Origin of the sequence: Erysipelatoclostridium sp. An173 (genome assembly GCF_002160495.1) — a bacterium.
GTDB lineage: Bacteria > Bacillota_I > Bacilli_A > Erysipelotrichales > Coprobacillaceae > Thomasclavelia > Thomasclavelia merdavium.
In genome coordinates, this window is sequence record NZ_NFKR01000004.1 from 63250 (window position 1) to 82414 (window position 19165).

General features: G+C 31.1%; 18 protein-coding genes. 14 read left to right on the top strand and 4 right to left on the bottom strand.

Features of this window, described 5'->3' with window-relative positions:
• Positions 1–14 precede the first annotated feature (14 nt).
• Together pflA and B5F09_RS02770 are read left to right on the top strand one after the other, a co-directional pair.
• Positions 15–764: a pyruvate formate-lyase-activating protein gene (gene pflA, locus B5F09_RS02765; RefSeq protein ID WP_087298949.1), complete on the top strand. Its 750-nt coding sequence runs from the start codon at positions 15–17 to the stop codon at positions 762–764.
• 96 nt (positions 765–860) lie between these two features.
• Entirely contained in the window at positions 861–1742 is an 882-nt protein-coding gene (locus tag B5F09_RS02770; protein WP_087298946.1) for an ROK family protein, read from the top strand.
• A 20-nt stretch (positions 1743–1762) separates the two neighbouring features.
• Here B5F09_RS02770 and B5F09_RS02775 read toward each other — a convergent pair whose 3' ends face one another.
• Positions 1763–3409: an aryl-sulfate sulfotransferase gene (locus B5F09_RS02775; protein WP_087371334.1), complete on the bottom strand. Its 1647-nt coding sequence runs from the start codon at positions 3407–3409 to the stop codon at positions 1763–1765.
• Positions 3410–3599: 190 nt separating this feature from the next.
• On the opposite strand from B5F09_RS02775, the gene B5F09_RS02780 reads away from it, so the two are divergent.
• From B5F09_RS02780 to B5F09_RS02795, 4 genes are read left to right on the top strand one after another with little or no spacing between them, the layout of a single operon-like run.
• Positions 3600–3917 (top strand): PadR family transcriptional regulator, encoded by a 318-nt coding sequence (locus tag B5F09_RS02780; protein WP_087371336.1) that lies wholly within the window; start codon positions 3600–3602, stop codon positions 3915–3917.
• A 1-nt stretch (position 3918) separates the two neighbouring features.
• Positions 3919–4638 (top strand): DUF1700 domain-containing protein, encoded by a 720-nt coding sequence (locus tag B5F09_RS02785; RefSeq protein ID WP_087371339.1) that lies wholly within the window; start codon positions 3919–3921, stop codon positions 4636–4638.
• Positions 4635–5414: a DUF4097 family beta strand repeat-containing protein gene (locus B5F09_RS02790; RefSeq protein ID WP_087371343.1), complete on the top strand. Its 780-nt coding sequence runs from the start codon at positions 4635–4637 to the stop codon at positions 5412–5414. The genes B5F09_RS02785 and B5F09_RS02790 overlap by 4 nt, the downstream gene beginning before the upstream one ends.
• A 3-nt stretch (positions 5415–5417) precedes the next feature.
• Positions 5418–5597, top strand: coding sequence for a PspC domain-containing protein (locus B5F09_RS02795; RefSeq protein ID WP_087298935.1), 180 nt, complete (start codon positions 5418–5420; stop codon positions 5595–5597).
• A gap of 30 nt (positions 5598–5627) precedes the next feature.
• On the opposite strand, the gene B5F09_RS02800 is transcribed toward B5F09_RS02795, so the two are convergent.
• The gene (locus B5F09_RS02800) at positions 5628–6926 is read right to left on the bottom strand and encodes a glycoside hydrolase family 32 protein (RefSeq protein ID WP_087298933.1); all 1299 of its coding nucleotides are present in this window, start codon (positions 6924–6926) and stop codon (positions 5628–5630) included.
• Positions 6927–7175: 249 nt separating this feature from the next.
• Between B5F09_RS02800 and B5F09_RS02805 the strand changes: the two genes are divergently transcribed.
• The 5 genes from B5F09_RS02805 to B5F09_RS02825 all read left to right on the top strand — a co-directional run bounded on the left by B5F09_RS02805 (position 7176) and on the right by B5F09_RS02825 (position 12754).
• Positions 7176–8774 (top strand): peptide ABC transporter substrate-binding protein, encoded by a 1599-nt coding sequence (locus B5F09_RS02805; protein ID WP_158095798.1) that lies wholly within the window; start codon positions 7176–7178, stop codon positions 8772–8774.
• A gap of 74 nt (positions 8775–8848) precedes the next feature.
• The gene (locus tag B5F09_RS02810; protein WP_087371351.1) at positions 8849–9790 is read left to right on the top strand and encodes an ABC transporter permease; all 942 of its coding nucleotides are present in this window, start codon (positions 8849–8851) and stop codon (positions 9788–9790) included.
• Between the two features lie 6 nt (positions 9791–9796).
• Positions 9797–10726, top strand: coding sequence for an ABC transporter permease (locus B5F09_RS02815; protein WP_087371354.1), 930 nt, complete (start codon positions 9797–9799; stop codon positions 10724–10726).
• 2 nt (positions 10727–10728) lie between these two features.
• Positions 10729–11820 carry an ABC transporter ATP-binding protein gene (locus tag B5F09_RS02820; protein WP_204215192.1) on the top strand — a complete coding sequence of 364 codons (1092 nt, stop codon included), beginning with the start codon at positions 10729–10731 and terminating at the stop codon, positions 11818–11820.
• A 1-nt stretch (position 11821) separates the two neighbouring features.
• Positions 11822–12754, top strand: a complete 933-nt coding sequence (locus B5F09_RS02825) for an ABC transporter ATP-binding protein (RefSeq protein ID WP_087298923.1) — start codon at positions 11822–11824, stop codon at positions 12752–12754.
• 198 nt (positions 12755–12952) lie between these two features.
• Here the strand turns inward: B5F09_RS02825 and B5F09_RS02830 are convergent, their stop codons facing one another.
• Positions 12953–13849 (bottom strand): diacylglycerol kinase family protein, encoded by an 897-nt coding sequence (locus B5F09_RS02830; RefSeq protein ID WP_087371357.1) that lies wholly within the window; start codon positions 13847–13849, stop codon positions 12953–12955.
• 4 nt (positions 13850–13853) lie between these two features.
• On the bottom strand, positions 13854–15062 hold the full coding sequence (pepT, locus tag B5F09_RS02835; protein WP_087298919.1) for a peptidase T: 1209 nt from the start codon (positions 15060–15062) through the stop codon (positions 13854–13856).
• 378 nt (positions 15063–15440) lie between these two features.
• Here pepT and B5F09_RS02840 point away from each other — a divergent pair, with 378 nt between their 5' ends.
• The 3 genes from B5F09_RS02840 to B5F09_RS02850 all read left to right on the top strand — a co-directional run bounded on the left by B5F09_RS02840 (position 15441) and on the right by B5F09_RS02850 (position 19164).
• A complete protein-coding gene (locus tag B5F09_RS02840) occupies positions 15441–17150 on the top strand; it encodes a peptide ABC transporter substrate-binding protein (RefSeq protein WP_087371360.1) in 1710 nt (569 codons plus the stop codon).
• Between the two features lie 101 nt (positions 17151–17251).
• Positions 17252–18196 carry an ABC transporter permease gene (locus B5F09_RS02845; protein WP_087371363.1) on the top strand — a complete coding sequence of 315 codons (945 nt, stop codon included), beginning with the start codon at positions 17252–17254 and terminating at the stop codon, positions 18194–18196.
• The gene (locus tag B5F09_RS02850) at positions 18196–19164 is read left to right on the top strand and encodes an ABC transporter permease (RefSeq protein WP_204215194.1); all 969 of its coding nucleotides are present in this window, start codon (positions 18196–18198) and stop codon (positions 19162–19164) included. The genes B5F09_RS02845 and B5F09_RS02850 overlap by 1 nt, the downstream gene beginning before the upstream one ends.
• Position 19165: the final 1 nt, after the last annotated feature.

Here is a 19165-nt window from a genome sequence, read left to right on the forward strand (position 1 = left end):
AAATGGAGAATAATATGGACAATGTAATAAAAGGACAAGTACATTCAATTGAAAGCTTTGGTTCTGTTGATGGTCCTGGAATTAGATATATTTTATTTTTATCTGGATGTCCATTACGTTGTAAATATTGCCATAATCCAGATACTTGGGCTAATGCTAAGCCAACAATGGAAATGACACCACAAGAAGCTTTAGAAAAAGCGATGAAGTATCAAAGCTATTGGGGTGAAAATGGTGGTATTACTATTAGTGGTGGAGAACCTTTATTACAAATCGATTTTTTAATTGAGTTATTTAAATTAGCTAAAAAAGAAGGAGTTAATACTTGTATAGATACTAGTGGAGGTAACTTTACACGTGAAGAACCTTTCTTTTCTAAGTTCAATGAATTAATGAAATACACTGATTTGTTATTAGTAGATATTAAACATATCAACGATCAAGAACATCGTGAATTAACAGGAAGAAGTAATGCTAATATTTTAGATATGGCTCGTTATTTATCAGATATTGAAAAACCAGTTTGGATCAGACATGTTTTAGTTCCTGGAATAACTGATAAAGATGAGTATTTAATGGAATTAGATAAATTTATTAGTTCATTAAAAAATGTAAAAAAAGTAGAAGTATTACCATACCATACATTAGGTACATTTAAGTGGGAAGAATTAAATATTCCTTATCAATTAGAAGGAGTTAACCCACCAAGTAGCGAACGTGTTGAAAATGCTAATAAAATTCTACATACTGATAAGTATAAATAATGATGGATAAACTTTAATGGTTTATCCTTTTTTATTCATTTATAATTAAATTTAAGTTATAATATAAGAGGTATATGACAAGGAGGAAAATTGAAAATGAAATTAGGTGCAATTGAAGCCGGAGGAACAAAATTCGTCGTATGTATCGGTGATGAAAATGGTAATGTTTTAGAAAGAGATTCATTTCCAACTGAAACGCCAGAAAAGACATTAGCAAATATCTTTAAATTTTTTGATGGTAAAGATATTGAAGCACTAGGGGTAGGATGTTTTGGACCAATCGATCCTGATTTAAATAGTCCAACTTATGGATATATTACTACTACACCAAAACCTGGTTGGGGTAATTTTAATATCATGGGTGCTTTAAAAGAACGTTATAATATTCCTATGGGATTCGATACTGATGTAAATGGAGCTTGTTTAGGAGAAGCTTATTTTGGTGCTGCTAAAGGATTAGACAGTGCTTTATATATGACTATTGGAACTGGAATCGGTTGTGGAGCTATCGTGGAAGGAAATTTAGTTCATGGTTTATTACATCCAGAAATGGGACATATGAAAATGATTGTTCGTGAAGATGATAATTACGCTGGAAAATGCCCTTTCCATGGAACATGCTTTGAAGGATTGGCTGCTGGACCAGCAATTGAAGCTCGTTGGGGTAAAAAAGGACAAGAATTACCAGAAGACCATCCAGCTTGGGATTTAGAAGCATATTATATTGGACAAGCATTAGCTACTTACGTGCTAGTATTATCACCAAAGAAAATAATATTAGGTGGTGGGGTATCTAAGCAAAAACAAATGTTCCCAATGATTTTTAAATATTTAAGAGAATTCTTAAATGGATATATCCAAAAAGATGAAATCTTAACTGATAAAATTGAAGATTATATTGTTTCACCAGCTTTAGGTGATAATGCAGGTGTATGTGGTGCCTTAGCACTTGCAAAACAAGCTTTAAGTAAAAAATAACAGGAAATTCCTGTTATTTTTTATTGAAACCAGTAATCATTATAATCATATTTGAAAACTCGATACCACCAGGTAGCTCCAGTACCTTTAACAGTTTGAATAAGCTGATTATTGCTATCGTATTCAGATGCTTCAAAAGCACCACCACTATCGATTAAAACATTATCACCTAATTTCTGGACAGAACTAACATATCCAGAATAAGTAACTGGAATTCTTTCCACCAATGAAAAAGTTCTATTGTTTTCATCAATTAAATATTTGTCATAATAAGAAGTTTCTCCATCGGAACCAACACCAGTATTATAATAACTGTTGTCTGATGAATAGTTATAATCTCTAGTAGAACAAATAGTATTATTGTTATTGTAGAAATACAAATAATATTGACCTGCTGGTAGGCTTTGATCTTCTTGATAAACTACACAGTGTTGACCAGCATTTATTGAAAAATCACCAATTTGATTTAATACTAAATTATCGTAATTACTTTCCTGCCAGAATTGTTTTGAACCAATAATATAATCAATTTCTGGTTCATCATAGATATTGTTAATTTTTATGATTGATGATGTTTCTCTCGAACTGATAATTATTGTATCGTCACCAACTAATTCAATAGAATTAATATGAATCCAATCTAATGGTTCATCATCACTGTTATTTGATAAATTAGAATAATAATTTTTAAATAATTCTTTTAAATCAATAAGTTCTCTTACTTCGCCACTAGCTTTATCAATGCTAATAATGATATCTTCTTCAGTAGAACTATCTTCCTTTGATGCTAATACTAAAAAGTTATTATCATTTCCAAAAATGTAGTCATGATGTAAATTGTAATTAGAAGTATCATAGATAGCAGTAATTTGACCAGTTTGATTCATAGCAGCAATTTTACTAGCGCTAATGCTAAAATACATCGTATTATCTTCAAATAATAAACGACAACTGCGATAACTAATAATCGGTATTTCACTGCGGATAGTACCATCGTTATCATAGATCAAAATAAAATCAATTTCTTCGTTATCTTCGGTAGTGCGATTACCTAGCATTGTATAAAGACCATCATCTAAAGCTTGTGTACTTTCCCCGCTAGTAACATCAAGCTGGATGTTATCTTCACTACCAACTAACTCTGGTGCATCGTAGCTCCAGCTTAAGGTGTCAATAACTTCATCGTTTTGATTAGTTAATGTTACAGTTATGAAATTTTTGACCCCTGGAATACTGCCAACTAACAAATATTCATGTTCATTAGTATAGCCATCTTCACTATTGTTGTTTAATGTTTTTGAAAAAGTGCTATAACCATCAGCTTCTATTGTATAACTGGCTTTACAAGCTTCATCACTTGAAAAATACATATAAATACCAGTTGTGTTAGTACCGTAAGGATTAGCAATTAATAATGGATTTTGCAAAGTATAATCATTTTTATCGATTAAATTACTTATCTGCTCATTAATTTCATTTTGATAATCTAAATCATAGATATCTTCAATATCATCATAATCTTTATTTAGATTTATATAAGTGATACTGTTATTGTCATCACTAGATTGTTCGCTAGTAATTGTTTCTCTATTTAGTATCAAAACGGCTCCTACAACAATCACTACAACAATAGCTAAAATAAATATTTTCTTTTTTGCCCTCTTCATTTTTACCTCCTTGTATTTATTATCAAATTGAATTATGGGAAAAATACCACTTAATTAACTAAAAAAACCAAATATTAAAATATTTTATTAGATATGTATTATAAATCTATAACAATATAATATTAATTGACAGATAATATTATACATCATATAATATTATTGAAATAAAAGTTAGGAAGGGGTTTGACTAATGATATTTAATACTGGAGCGGCATTATTAGATACAATTGTTTTATCAGTTATATCTAAAGAACCTGAAGGTACTTATGGTTATAAGATTACTCAGGACGTAAGAATGGCTTTAGATGTATCTGAGTCAACTTTATATCCGGTTTTAAGACGTTTATTAAAAGATAATTGTTTAGAAACATATGATCGACAATATCAAGGTCGTAATCGTCGGTATTATAAAATAACACCTCAGGGGAAGGCTCAATTATCTTTGTATAAAGAGCAATGGTATATCTATGTAAACAAAATTAATAAAATTATAGGTGGGGGAAATTAAAATGAATCGTAAGGAGTTTATAGAGCAGTTGTCTTATTTACTGCAAGATATTGAAGATGAAGAACGTCAGGCTGCTTTAGAATATTATGAAGATTATTTTGATGAAGCGGGAATTGAAAATGAAGCATTGATAATTGAAGAATTAGGGTCACCTGAACGAGTAGCGGCTATAATTAAAGCGGGTTTGGAAAATCGCTTTGATCAGGATATTGAATATACTGAAAGTAAGATGGATAATGCTTATTATCAACAAAATCAAGAAATTATTGAAGCCAAGATTGTAGATGACAAAACTAACCAAACAAAAGATAGTCATTTTAAAGGCAATCCTGAACGAAATCGGATATTATTAATAGGTATAATTGTTGGAGCAATATTTCTTTTTGGAATAGCAGGCAGTGCTTTAATATCGATAGCTTTTGCCTTATTCATGGCTATATTAGGAGTTTGCTTAGGTATCTTGATAGGTGGTTTTGCTTGTCTTATTGGTGCTGTTGTTTGTTTTATTAAAGGAATTATGCTATTAGGAAGTTATTTAGGTGCTGGATTGCTTATATTAGCAACAGGATTTGGATTATTAGCGTTATCATTATTGTTTTTCTATCTTGATGGCTGGATCATTAAGTTAATACCAAGAATTTTTAAAGCTTGTGTAAAATTGGCTCGAGAAGCGTTATATTTTTTACAACAATTTTTTAATCGGGGAGGGCAAACAGAATGAAGAAATTGAAGTATTTCATTTTAGGTTCAATCATAGTGTCTGTTGTTTTGCTTGTTTCGGGATCAATTTTAGGAGGCTTTGATCAATTGGATACTTTGTATCAACGTGGTGAGTTTGATATCGAAGTACCGTTTGTTGAAACTGTAGACATAAAAAATGAATATAGTAATATTGAGAACCTGGAAATTGATTGTCAAATTGGAACTGTTGATATTGTTGAATATGAGGGAACAGTTATTAAAGTAGAAGGCAAAAATATTAGTTCAACAATTAAAGTTGAAAAAGATAATGACACATTAGTTATTAAAGATGGTTCGCAGTTAAATCGTTTGATAAATTTTAATGATGATAATACTGGAATTACTATATTTGTACCATTTAATTATCATTTTGATAAAGTGGAATTAGAAGTTGATGCTGGTAAAATGAATGTAGCTAATATTTATGCTCGTGATTTAGAAGTGAATGTTGATTTAGGATCTTTCGATGCTGATAATCTAGTTGTTGAAAATGCTAAAATTGATGTTGATGCTGGAGATATCAAGATTAATTATCTTGATAGTCTTGATAGTGAATTTAAATGTGATTTAGGGGATATTGATGTCACCCTAGCTGGTTTAGAAAGTGATTATGATTATAAAACAGATTGTGATTTAGGTGATATCACGATCAGTAACTATGAAAGTGATATTTTAAAAGATAGTAATCAGCGTGGTAAGCGCAGTTTTACAGCTGATTGCGATGCTGGTAAAATAACGATTAATATGGGGGTGTAGTAAGTGAAAAGATTATATCGTTCAACTCATGATCGAATGATATTTGGTGTTTGTGGTGGTTTAGCTGAGTATTTTGATGTTGATCCTACTTTAGTAAGATTGGCTTGGGTTATTTTTTGTGCATTTGCTGGTAGTGGCATTTTGGCTTATATTATTGCTGCAATTATTATTCCAAATCGTTAAAGATAATAAAAATAGTGCTCGTATGAAGCACTATTTTTTATAGATAGTAAAATTAGTATTACTATTAATGTCATTTGATAAGTTGTAAACAATATTTGATAAAACATATTCACCATTATTAATATAGATTTCAATAATGTGCTGGTCATAGAAAATTTTTAACTCACATTTATCTAATTTGGGTGATGATAATTGTTTTAAACCAGCATCATAATTATAAACTAAGCTTCGATCAATATTTAATTTACCATCAAAACTGATTTGATAACCACCAATATTTAAATAATCCCCGATATCTAATTTAGTTGTAATTTTACATGCAATTTCATTATTAAAATCATTTGTTTCACTAACAAAAAGGTTATCGACATTAGGATGTATATCACTATAGATATGATTGTTTCGATACGTGATTATTCGAGGATAAGTAATTAATCCAATCCAGTTTTCATCATCTGGTGCAGGCATCCGCATCCAGGCAACATAAATTCTACGACCATCTTCATCAATTGTTGATTGTGGAGCGTAAAGATCCAAACCATAATCTAAATAATTTAATGGACCAGTAATTTCTAACTTACAATTTTCATGATCAAAATTAATAGTTGTAATTCGACCATGTGATGGGTAACCATCTTTATTAGTTCGTTCTGGAGACATAATTAAAATATCCTGACCATCAACATTAAATATATCTGGACACTCCCACATATCACCGTATTTAAGACCACGATAATTATTTACATATTTCCAATCTTTACCATCGGTAGAATTATAAAATAACAATTGACCATTGTAATTATTTGTTTCATCTAAATACTTACTTGCAAGAACCATATAATATTTATTGTCATGATACCAGACTTTTGGATCACGGGTGTGAGTAGGATGTCCGATTTGACCTTCTTTAAAAACAGGGATAATCATTTTTTTACTATTTAGATTATCGAATTTAAACCCATCTTCACTAATGATCATACTCTGACTTGATAAAAATTCATCACCGGTAAGAGTAGTATGGATATTTTCAGGATTTGTTTTAGTATATCTTACTGAAGTATAATAAATATACATTTTACCATCTATTTTAATGCTTGAACCAGAAAAACAACCATTAGCGTCAAAGTTTTTGCTTGGGTATAAAGCAATTCCTAAATCTTGCCAATTAATTAAGTCTTTACTTATTGCATGACCCCAGTGCATTGTTCCCCAACGGTTTTCATAGGGAAAATATTGATAAAATAAATGGTAATTACCTCGATAGTAGATAAAACCATTAGGATCATTGATCCAATGTTTAGGGGCTGTTAAATGATATTTTGGATGCATAAGTTCCTCCTTTTTATATAATATTTTCAGTTTTTATTTTACTATAGATAAAAAATAATTTAAATCTTATCTTTAATATTACAAAAAAATTACTGACTATATTATAAAATTAAAATAAATTTTAATACGTCGATATTATCATGATAATAATTTTATGTTGACTAATAATCCGTTTTGTAGTATTCTATAACTATACTAAGAATTGTATACATGTATGAAGTGATACAATTTGGAAGAAGGGGGATAAAAATGAAGAAATTTTTAGCAGTTCTTGCTAGTCTAGCAATGATGGTTTCACTAACAGGCTGTGGTGGTGGAAGCGATGAAAATGTTTTCTACTATGCTCTAGATACTGAAGCTAGTTCACTAGATTCTACAGTAGCTACTGACGGGGCATCATTTACTGCAATTCATCAATTTATTGATGGTTTAACTTGCCGTGGTGAAGATGGTGAAATTACTAAAGCTTTAGCTGAAGATTATAGTACTAGTGAAGATGGTCTTACTTGGACTTTTAAAATTAGAGATGATGCTAATTGGGAAAATGGAGACCCAGTTACAGCAAATGATTTTGTTTACGCTTGGACAAGATTACTTAAAAATGGTGGCGAATATTCATCAATGTTTGGACCAGATGGTGCTAACATCGTAAACGCTACAGCTATTATGGAAGGTACAATGGAAGCCGACCAATTAGGTGTAAGCGCAGTTGATGATAAAACTTTAGAAATCCATTTAGTTACTCCATGTACATTCTTCTTGGAATTAATGAACTTTGCGGTATTCTATCCACAAAATCAAGCATTTGTCGAAAAAGTTGGGGAAGACAAATATGCAACTTCTGCAGATAATTTATTATCTTGTGGCGCATTTAAAGTAACAGATTATCAACAAGGTTCTCGTATTTCTTATGAAAAGAATGAAGAATATTATGATGCTGATGCAGTTCAGTTAGATGGTGTGGAAATTTATCAAGCAGTTGAATCTGATACAGGTACAATGGGATTTGAAAATGGTGATTATGACTTTGTACCAATTAGTTTTGAAATGGTAGATAAATATACAGATTCAGATGCTTACTACACTTACCAACAAGGATATATGCACTTTATCATGTTCAATTATCAAAATGAACAATTACAAAACATTAACTTACGTCGTGCTATTTCATTAGCAATCGATCGTAGCGATTTTGCAAAGAACGTCTTAAAAGATGGTTCAGTTGCTGCTCAAGGTTTTGTACCTAGCAACTTATCAGAAAGTTCTGCAGGAACTGATTTCCGTGATGATTCTGGAAGTTATTTAAGCTATGATTTAACTCAAGCTCAACAATATTTAGATGCTGCTTTACAAGAATTAGGAGTTTCTGAAATTACATTAGAATTATTATATGGTAACAATGAAGCACCTAACGATACTTGTGCTGAATACTTAGAAAGTGCTTTAAGTAAATTAAATGGTTTAAATATTGAAATGAAAGTAGAAACTAAAACTGCTCGATTAGATGATATGACAAATGGTAACTTTGATATGGCAGTAACTCGTTGGGGACCAGATTTTGCCGACCCTACAACATATTTAACATTATATAACTCTACAAATAGTAATAATGATGGTAAATATTCAAATCCTGAATTTGATGCTATTTTAGAGCAAATCACTAATGAAAACAACGTTGATGCTCGTTGGCAATTAATGATTCAAGCTGAAAAAATGTTAATGGATGATTGTGCTATGGTACCTATCTTTGAAAAAGGTGGTACAGCTTTAATGAATACAGATTATGAAGGTTTAGTAATTAGAGTGACTGGACCAAACGTATTAAAATATGTTCATAAAGCTAAGTAATAAATAAAAAAGTAGGTAGAAACACATTATAAATTTATCTATAATGTGTTTCTTTATTAAAGGAGGAAAAAGATATGGATAAAGCAATGACTAAATATATAGCTAAGCGATTAGCCATTTCTCTAATAACTCTGTTTGTTATTATCATTGTATTGTTTGTGATGATCAGATCACTACCCGGTACTCCTTTTAATTCAGAAAGGATGACAGATGCCCAGCTTGCTGCGGCTAATGCTAAATATGGTTTTGATCAGCCGTTATTAGTACAATTTGTTATGTATTTAAAAGATATGGTAACTGGGGATTTTGGTATTTCATTTACATTATATAAAAATGTGTCAGTTGCTTCTTTAGTAGGTAATGCTGCTAAAATTTCATTTATTTATGGTATTGCAGCTTGTATTTTTGGTACTTTAGTAGGAATGCTTTTAGGTGTTATTGCTGCATTAAAAAAGAATACAATCTGGGATACTATAACTACTACGATTTCAGTATTAGGGGTTTCTATTCCATCATTCGTTTTTGCGTTATTGATGGTTATGATTTTTGCTTATGAATTGAAAATTTTACCACTCCAATATAGTAATCGAAATCCGTTTTTTAGTTCGATACTGCCGGTTTTAGCCTTGTCTATGAGTGTTATTGCCAATGTGGCTAGGTTTACAAGAACAGAAATGATTTCGGTGTTAAATAGTGATTATATTACTTTAGCTAAGGCTAAAGGGTTAGATGGTAGAACTTTAATTTTAAAACATGCTTTAAGAAATGGGTTAATTCCAGTAATTACAATTTTAGGACCTATCTTAGTTAACTTGATGACTGGGACAATGGTCGTTGAACAGATTTGCGGGGTACCTGGTTTAGGTAAATTGTTGATCAATGGTATTTCAGCAAATGACTATGATATTGTTTTAGCATGTGCATTCTTATATGCAGTTATGTATATAGTAATTGTTTTTGTTATTGACGTTTCTTATGGATTGATCGATCCAAGAATTCGTTTAGGAAGGGGGTAAGCTATAATGACTGAAAAATATGAATTTTTAGCTGATGATTTTGAATTTGTTAGTGAAAATAAAGATGATATTAAAGACGTCGTTATGCCAGCTAAACCTTTTTGGAAAGATTCAATAGGACGTTTTATTAAAAATAAAGGATCAGTAATTGGAATAATCTTTATTGCTGTATATATTCTTTTAGCAATAGTTGTACCAATGATAAGCAGCTGGGATTATGCGGCAATTGATACATCACTTGCTAATATTGAGCCTAATGCAACGCATCTTTTTGGTACTGATAACTTCGGACGTGATTTATTTGTACGTTTGTGGCGTGGTGCTCGTGTTTCATTGATGATTGCTTTTTTAGCAGTATTTATTGATGTTATTGTGGGAATGACTTATGGTTTAATTTCTGGATATTTTGGTGGTAAAGTCGATATGATTTTACAAAGAATTCAAGAAGTTTTAAACTCAATTCCAACATTAGTAGTTTTAACATTATTATTAACAGTAATGAAATCATCATTATTCACGATTGTAATTGCATTGTCATTTACTGAGTGGATACCGATGTCACGAATTACTAGAGCTCAGGTTCTAAAAGTAAAAGAAGATGAATTTGTTTTAGCTTCAAGAACACTAGGAGCTTCAAATTTCTTTATCATTTTTAAAGAAATTTTACCAAATATTATTAATCAGTTAATTATCATGTGTATGATGACAGTTCCAAATGCGATTTTCTATGAAGCATATTTATCATTTGTTGGATTAGGATTACCAGTTCCAGAAGCTTCACTTGGAACATTGATAAATGATGGTTTTGAATTCTTCTTGATCTATCCTTATCAAATGTTAATTCCTGCTGTTGCCTTAGCAATCTTGATGTTATGCTTCAACTTAGTTGCTGATGGACTTCGTGATGCATTAGATCCAACGATGAAGGAGATGTAATGATGGAAGCAAGTAAAAAAAGAGAAAGAATTTTAAAAGTTAGAGATTTGCATATCTCTTTTAAAACAGATTCCGGTAAAGTAAATGCAATTCGTGGTGTGGATCTTGATTTATATAAGGGTGAAACAATAGCTATTGTTGGTGAATCTGGTTCAGGTAAAAGTGTTACTACAAAAGCTATTTTAGGTATTTTAGCAAACAATGGTACTATTGACAGTGGTTCAATTGAATATGTCTGGTATGATGAATATACTGGTGAACGTCAAGAACGTGATATTGTTCAAATGAGCGAGCGAGAAATGCAAAAAGAAATTCGTGGTCGTAAAATTGCCATGGTATTCCAAGATCCAATGACTTCATTGAATCCAACAATGACAATTGGAAAACAAATCATGGAACCAATGATTTACCACTATAAACGTTCTAAGGAAGAAGCGTATGCTAAAGCAATTGAATTATTAGAATTAGTTGGTATCACTGATGCCCAAAAGAGAATGAAAAACTATCCGCATCAATTATCAGGAGGGATGCGTCAAAGAGTTGTTATTGCTATTGCTCTTTCATGTGATCCTTATGTATTGATTTGTGATGAACCAACAACTGCGCTTGATGTTACCATTCAAGCAAAAATCCTAGAATTAATTAAAGAAATCCAAACTAAAAAGGATTTATCAGTAATTTATATTACTCATGACTTAGGTGTTGTTGCAAAAGTAGCGGATTTTGTTAATGTTATGTATGCTGGTAAAATAGTTGAACAAGGAACTATTGATGAAATATTCTATGATCCACGTCATCCATATACATGGGGATTATTATCATCGATGCCAGATCTAGATACAAATGATGATGTTTTATATACAATTCCTGGAACACCACCAAACTTAGCTTATGAAATAGTTGGGGATGCTTTTGCTCCTCGTAATCCATATGCTTTAAATATTGATTTACGATTAGAACCACCGATGTTCGATGTACCTGGTTCAAAAACTCATAAAGTAGCCAGCTGGCTAATGCATGAAAAAGCACCAAAGGTAGAAATGCCAGAATCATTGAAAAAAAGGTTAGAAAAAATGAAAGTTGAGGGACTGTAAGATGGAAACAAGAGAACCTGTATTAGAAGTTGAAAACTTAAAACAATACTTTCGAATCAATCGTAAATTTACAGTTAAAGCAGTCAACGGTATTTCTTTTAAAATTTATCCAGGGGAAACATATGGTTTAGTAGGTGAATCTGGTTCTGGAAAATCAACTACAGGTCGGAGTATTATTAGATTATATAAGCCAACTGATGGTAAAGTACTATTCAAAGGTAAAGATATTTCTGGTAAGATGTCTAAAAATGATTTGAGATTATTAAGAACTAAGATGCAGATGATTTTTCAAGATCCAATGGCTTGTTTAAATCCTCGTAAAAAGGTTTTAGATATAATTGCTGAAGGTTTAGATATCCACCACTTGTATAAAACTACTGAAGAAAGAAATCAAAAAGTATATGAAATTTTGGAACTGGTTGGGTTATCTAAAGAACATGCTAGTCGTTATCCGCATCAATTTTCTGGTGGACAACGGCAAAGAATCGGGATTGCTCGAGCATTAATTATGGATCCTGATTTAGTTATTGCTGATGAAGCTATCTCTGCTTTAGATGTTTCAATTCAAGCTCAAGTGGTAAACTTGATGAAGAAAATTCAAAAAGAAACTAATACTGCTTATTTATTCATCGCTCATGATTTGAGTATGGTTAAATATATTTCGGATCATATTGGTGTTTTACATTTAGGGCACTTAGTAGAAACAGGAACTACTGATGAAATTTTCAATAATCCGATTCATCCATATACTAAATCATTATTAAGTGCAATTCCTATTCCTAATCCAAGGGTAGAAAAAACACGTACTTCAATCAGTTATGATTATGATAATAATGATATTGATTATGAAAAAGGAACTGAACATTTAGTTGAAGGAACTCATATGGTTTTAGCAACTGATGAAGAATTTGAAGAATGGACAAAACGGGTTTAGTTATTAGAATGCCTCGATCAAATTAAAAGATTAAATAATCAAAATTGTATTCCTACTAGTTTACTAGTAGGAATATTTTTTTATTTAGTAATTATATTGATTGCTCATTTTTCCAAATAAAAATCTCCTAGTAAATAGTATTTGCTTTTACTTTTTTCTAGGAGATTATCAAATTAAACTTAAGTTATACAATAAAGATTAAGGAATTAAGATATTAAGAGCTTGAGGAACAACTTCGATAGTAACTGGCAATGGTGAACCTTCTTCACCATCAATATCAATTACTAACTCTTGTTTAGTACTGATAGTAATTTTTTTGGCTTGAGTATAAAAAATAAACGGACTTTTAGCGTGTTTATGCAACAAATAATCTTTAGATAAAGTCATTAAATCAGTAACTGAACATTTTTTTATAATAATTAAATCCAATAAACCATCTTGAACATCGGCATAAGGAATAATACGATCAAAGCCACCCACGCGATTAGTATTACTAACCATAAACATTTTTGCTTCAAACTCTTTAGTTTCGTAATTGTCAATAACGACTTTTAAATCAATATTAGTGTTTAACTGACTTGGTAAATTAGCAATTCCATTAATGTAATATGCTAACGGACCTAATCTTTTTTTATCTGCTTTGCTAACGGTAAAAGAAACATCGCTAAACATTCCCCCTGCAGCAACATTCATAAAATAACGATCATTAATTTTACCAACATCTAAGCATAATGTTTTAAATTGTTTGATCATGGCACATACTTTATCAACCTGATTAGGAAGATTTAAGTAATTAGCAAAATCATTTACTGTTCCAGCTGCCAAAATACAAAGTGGAATTTTCTTGTTGGTGCTTACCATACCGCTAACAACTTCGTTAATGGTGCCATCACCACCGACAACAATGATAAAATCATAATTTTTTTCATCGACATTTAATACATGATTGTAAGCATCATCTTTTTTTTTGGTGTAAAAGACATCAATGTGATTTACTAATTGTTGTAAAATCAGTTGACCGGTAAGTTTATCTAGTGAATTTTGAATTGTTCTTTGACCAGAAGAAGGATTAATAATTAATAAACAACGTTTCATTTAGTTATTCTTTTATTAATTCTTTTAAAACTTCTACTGCTTGTTTCATCATTGTCAAGGAAACAAATTCAAAAGGACCATGGAAATTAGCACCACCAGTTCCGATATTAGGACAAGGTAGTCCCATAAAAGTTAAACGAGCTCCATCAGTACCACCACGAATTGGAGTTGCCTGGGCCTTGATGCCTACTTTAGTCATTGCTTGATTTAAATTATCAATAATATAATAATTATCTTTAATTATCTTTGCCATATTAAGATATGATTCCTGAATATCTAATTTTACTAATTCATAACCATATTTTTCATCAAGATATGTTTTGATTCGTTTAAAATCAGCAATTTGTTTTTGAGCAATATCGTAGTCGTGGTTACGGATGATATATTCCATTGTTGCTTTTTGGCAACCACCTTCTAAATGATGAAGATGATTAAAACCATCGTAATTATCAGTATAATATGGTTTCATTTGTTCTGGTAACATATTTTCAAATTCAATTGCAACATTAATGGCACTAACCATTTTATTTTTAGCATCACCAGGATGAATTGATTTTCCAGTAATTTCTACCTTTGCGCTATAAGCATTGAAGTTTTCATAATTATATTCTTCAATATCACCACCATCTAAAGTATAAGCATATTGAGCGTTAAATTTTTTAACATCAAAGTTATCAGGTCCCCGACCAACTTCTTCATCAGGCGTAAAAGCTATTTTAATATCATTATGTTTAACTTCAGGATGTTCATATAGATAATTAGCTAAATCCATAATGATAGCAACACCAGCTTTATCATCAGCACCTAATAATGTCGTACCATCAGTAGTGATTAAATCATGACCAATCATTTTATTTAAAATATTAAATTTATCAGGATCTAGTGTTAATCCTAATTCTTTGTTAATAGTAATGATTGAACCATCATAATTAGTTATTTTTTGTGGTTTTATGTTTGTACCACTAGCATCAGGTGAGGTATCCATGTGGGCGATAAAACCAATGACATCACCTTGACCACCATTGCCTTTAATAGTTCCATAAACAATTCCGTATTCATCTAAATGAGCATCACTAATACCAATTTCCAACATTTCTTTAACTAGTTCTTTTCCTAGTTCTAATTGTTTTAAAGTTGATGGGGTAGTATTTGAGTATTCATCTGATTGTGTATCAAAACTTACATATTTTAAAAATCTTTCTTCAATATTCATTTTTAGTACTTCTCCCTTATTTGATATTTAATAATAATTATACTCATAAATTGATTTTTTAACAATGTTTAGATTTTTTTTATATATAAATTTGATGAGAAGTGGTAGTTTTAAAAGAAAAGTTAATTTTTTTTAAAATATTATTTTAAGTTGTATTCTGATATTGTTGTATACAAATAAGTGGAAATAAATGATTATTTTAGGATTTTAATAAAATATGTGGAATAAAATTGTGTTTTATAGTAAAGGTTATGTAAAATTCAAGTAATTTTTGTAGGATATTGTCGCAATTAAAGGTTGACAAGAAAAAAATTTTTTATTACACTAGAAAAAGGCAATATCATATTTGATTGCTTAAAAAAAGGAAGGGGAATAGATATGAAACTAAAAAAACTAGTTGCCTTAGCATTAACAGCAACTATGTTGGTTGGTTGCGGTGGCGGATCTGGTTCTAGCGATGAAAATGCTATTAGTATCGATTTGACACAAGAACCACCACAAATGAATTCGATTCTGACTTCAAGTACAGGATCAGGAAACGTATTAAGACATTGTATGGAAGGTTTGGTTTCATTAGATGAAAATAGTGAACCTGTTCCAGGAATGGCTGAAAGCTGGGACGTAAGTCCAGATTACAGAACTGTAACTTTCCATTTAAGAAAAGGAGCTAAATGGTCTTCTGGTGAAGAAGTAACTGCAAAAGACTTCGTATTTGCCTTAGATCAATTATTTACTACTTCTAATGCAGCACCTTATTCTGGTACTTGGGCACCTAGAATCGTAGGAGCTGAAGATTATATGGCAGCAACTGAAAAACTTGCTGAAGCTGAATCTGCATTATCTAAAGCTAAAAAAGATAAAGGAGATACATCATCAGCAGAAGCAGCTGTAGCAGCAGCAGAAGCAGAAGTTGCAAGAGTACACGAATCAATCGGTTATAAAGCTGTAGATGATTATACTTTAACATTTAATTTAACTGGACCTTATGAATATTTTGTTGCTTTAACAGCATTCTATAATTTCTTACCTGTTAATGAAGAAGAATTCAACAAATTAGGTGGAGTTGAATCATATGCTACTGAAGCAGATAAAATGGTTTATAACGGACCATTCGTTATTACAGATTGGACTCATGAAGATTCAATCGTTCTTGAAAAGAATCCAGATTACTGGGATGCTGATTCTATTAAATTAGATAAAATCACATTCAGAATGATCAAAGATTCAAATACTCGTTTAAATGAATATCAAGCAGGTTCAATCGATGTTATTGAATTAACTGGAGATCAAGTACAAGATTTACAAAAAGAAGATCAATATAAAGACTTAATTAAAGAATTTGATGATGGTTCAAACTTCTATTTACAATATAATGTAACTAGACCTGGTTTAAACAATGCTAATATTCGTAAAGCAATCACTTATGCAGTAGATGCTCAACAATTTATTGATAGTATTGTTAAAAATGGTTCAACTGTAGCAAACTCATTTACACCACCTGCAATTAATAATGGTGAATTTACAGCTTCAGTTGGAGATGTTTATCATCGTGATAGTGTAGATCCAAAAGCTTTATTAGAACAAGGATTAGCTGAAACTGGATTAACTGTTGATGAATTAAAATTCACAATGATCGCTGATGATACTGATTCAGCTAAAACTTATGCTGCTTTCGTTCAAGAACAAGTTAAATCTAAATTAGGTGTAAATATTGAAGTTAAAGCAGAAACTTATAAAGCACGTATTAATGATATGAACAATCATAACTTTGATATCGTATTCGCTGGATGGGGACCTGATTATAACGACCCAATGACTTTCTTAGATTTATTTGTTACTGGAGCTGGAAATAACTCTGGATTATATAGCAATCCAACTTATGATAGTTTAGTAGAACAAGCAAATGCAGAAGCTGATCAAACTAGACGTAATGAATTAATGGTTCAAATCGAACAAATTCTAGCTCAAGATTGCCCAATCGGTTATGTATATAATAGAAAGAAAAGTTATATTACTTCTGAAAGAGTAAAAGGATTAGTACGTACTGCATTCTCTGATATTGATGCAAGACATGCTAGTGTAAAATAATTAATTGATTAAAGTTTGTGTGCAAAATTGTTTAAGTGGGCTGTATGTATCCATACAGCCCGCATATGTTTATTACTTAAATTTTTAAAGGATGTGAATTTATGGCGAAATATATAGCTAAAAGAATTTTTTACGCACTAATTACAATCTTTGTATTAATTTCCCTAACCTTTTTAATGATGCATTTATTACCGGGTGAACCATTTTTAGGTGATAAAGCGATGTCTGAAGCCACAAAGCAAGCAATGCGTGTAAAATATGGCTTAGATCAGCCGGTATTAACGCAATATATTAACTATATTGGTAGTGTATTACATGGTGATTTAGGAACTTCTATTACTTCAAATCGTCCTGTAGCTACAATTATTATGGAATCATTCCCAATTTCATTTGATTTAGGTGTTCGTGCTATTATTTTAGCAGTTGTATTTGGAATTGGTTTGGGATCATTAGCTGCAATCAAACGCGGTAGAAAAGCTGATACATTTGCTATGTTAGTTGCAGTTATTGGTGTTTCTGTACCAAGTTTCATTATTGCTGCCTTATTGCAATTCTTTATTGCTTTAAAATTAGGTCAATCTTTGGGAACGTACATATTCCCAGTCAGTGGCTGGACAACGTTTGCTTCTAAGATTTTACCACCGATTGCCTTATCATTTGGTTCAATGGCAACTATTTCACGATTAATGCGTACAAGTATGTTAGATGTTTTAAGTTCGGATTATATTAAAACAGCTAAAGCAAAAGGATTATCACAAAAATTAATTGTTTGGCGTCATGCTATTCGTAATGCTGTTATGCCAGTTATCACTGTATTAGGACCAATTACTGCTAGTGTATTAACAGGGGCTTTTGTTGTTGAAAAAGTCTTTGTAATTCCTGGCTTAGGACAATTCTTTGTTAACTGTGTAACTCAATTAGATTATCCGATGATTTGTGGTAGTACAATTTTCTATGGCGTATTTTTAATTATTGCAACATTAATTGTTGATATCTTATACGGTGTAATCGACCCAAGAATCAAAATTCAAGGAGGTAAGAAATAATGGATATGAAAAAAAATCAAGATTTAATTGATGAAAATATTGCAGCCGATGAATTTGAATGGGTTGGTCAAGATAAAGATGCAATGAATGCAATCTCTCGTGAAAGTATTAGTTTCTGGAAAGATTCATTGAGACGTTTAAAGCAAACAAAATCTGCATTAGTGTTTTTAACTATCTTAATCATTATTACTTTGTGTGCAATTTTTATTCCAATGTTCTATCCAATTGAACAATCAGTTCAACATTATGATTGTATGAATTTAGGGATGTTTTCTTCTTGTAACGAAGGTGGATTTATGCATATCTTTGGTACTGATTCATTAGGTAGAGATATCTTTATTCGTATTTGGGAAGGAGGACGTGTTTCTCTTACAATTGCCTATTCTGCAATCGCTATTGACTGTGTAGTTGGTGTTATCTATGGTGGTATTGCTGGATACTTTGGTGGTATGGTTGATAATGTTATGATGCGTATCGTTGAAATCGTAACTGGTATTCCATATATCTTAGTTGTTATCTTGTTTATGATGGTTATGTCTCCAGGTATTGGAACATTAATTATCGCTTATGCTATTACTGGTTGGGTTAGTATGGCTCGTCTGGTTCGTGGACAAGTTATTCAATTAAAAGAACAAGAATTTGTTGTTGCTTCACAAACCATGGGTGCTTCAACAAAAAGAATTATTTTGAAACATTTAGTACCTAATTTACTTTCTATTATTATTATTCAATTAACATTAGAGATTCCTTCTGCAATCTTTACAGAAGCATTCTTGTCATTTATTGGTTTAGGTGTACCTATTCCAAATTCATCTTGGGGTACTCTTGCAAACGATGGTATTCAAGTATTTAGAAATTATCCAACACAATTGCTTATCCCAGCATTCTTTATTAGTATTACAATGTTAAGTTTCAACTTATTAGGGGATAAATTAAGAGATGCATTTGACCCTAAATTAAGGAGGTAAT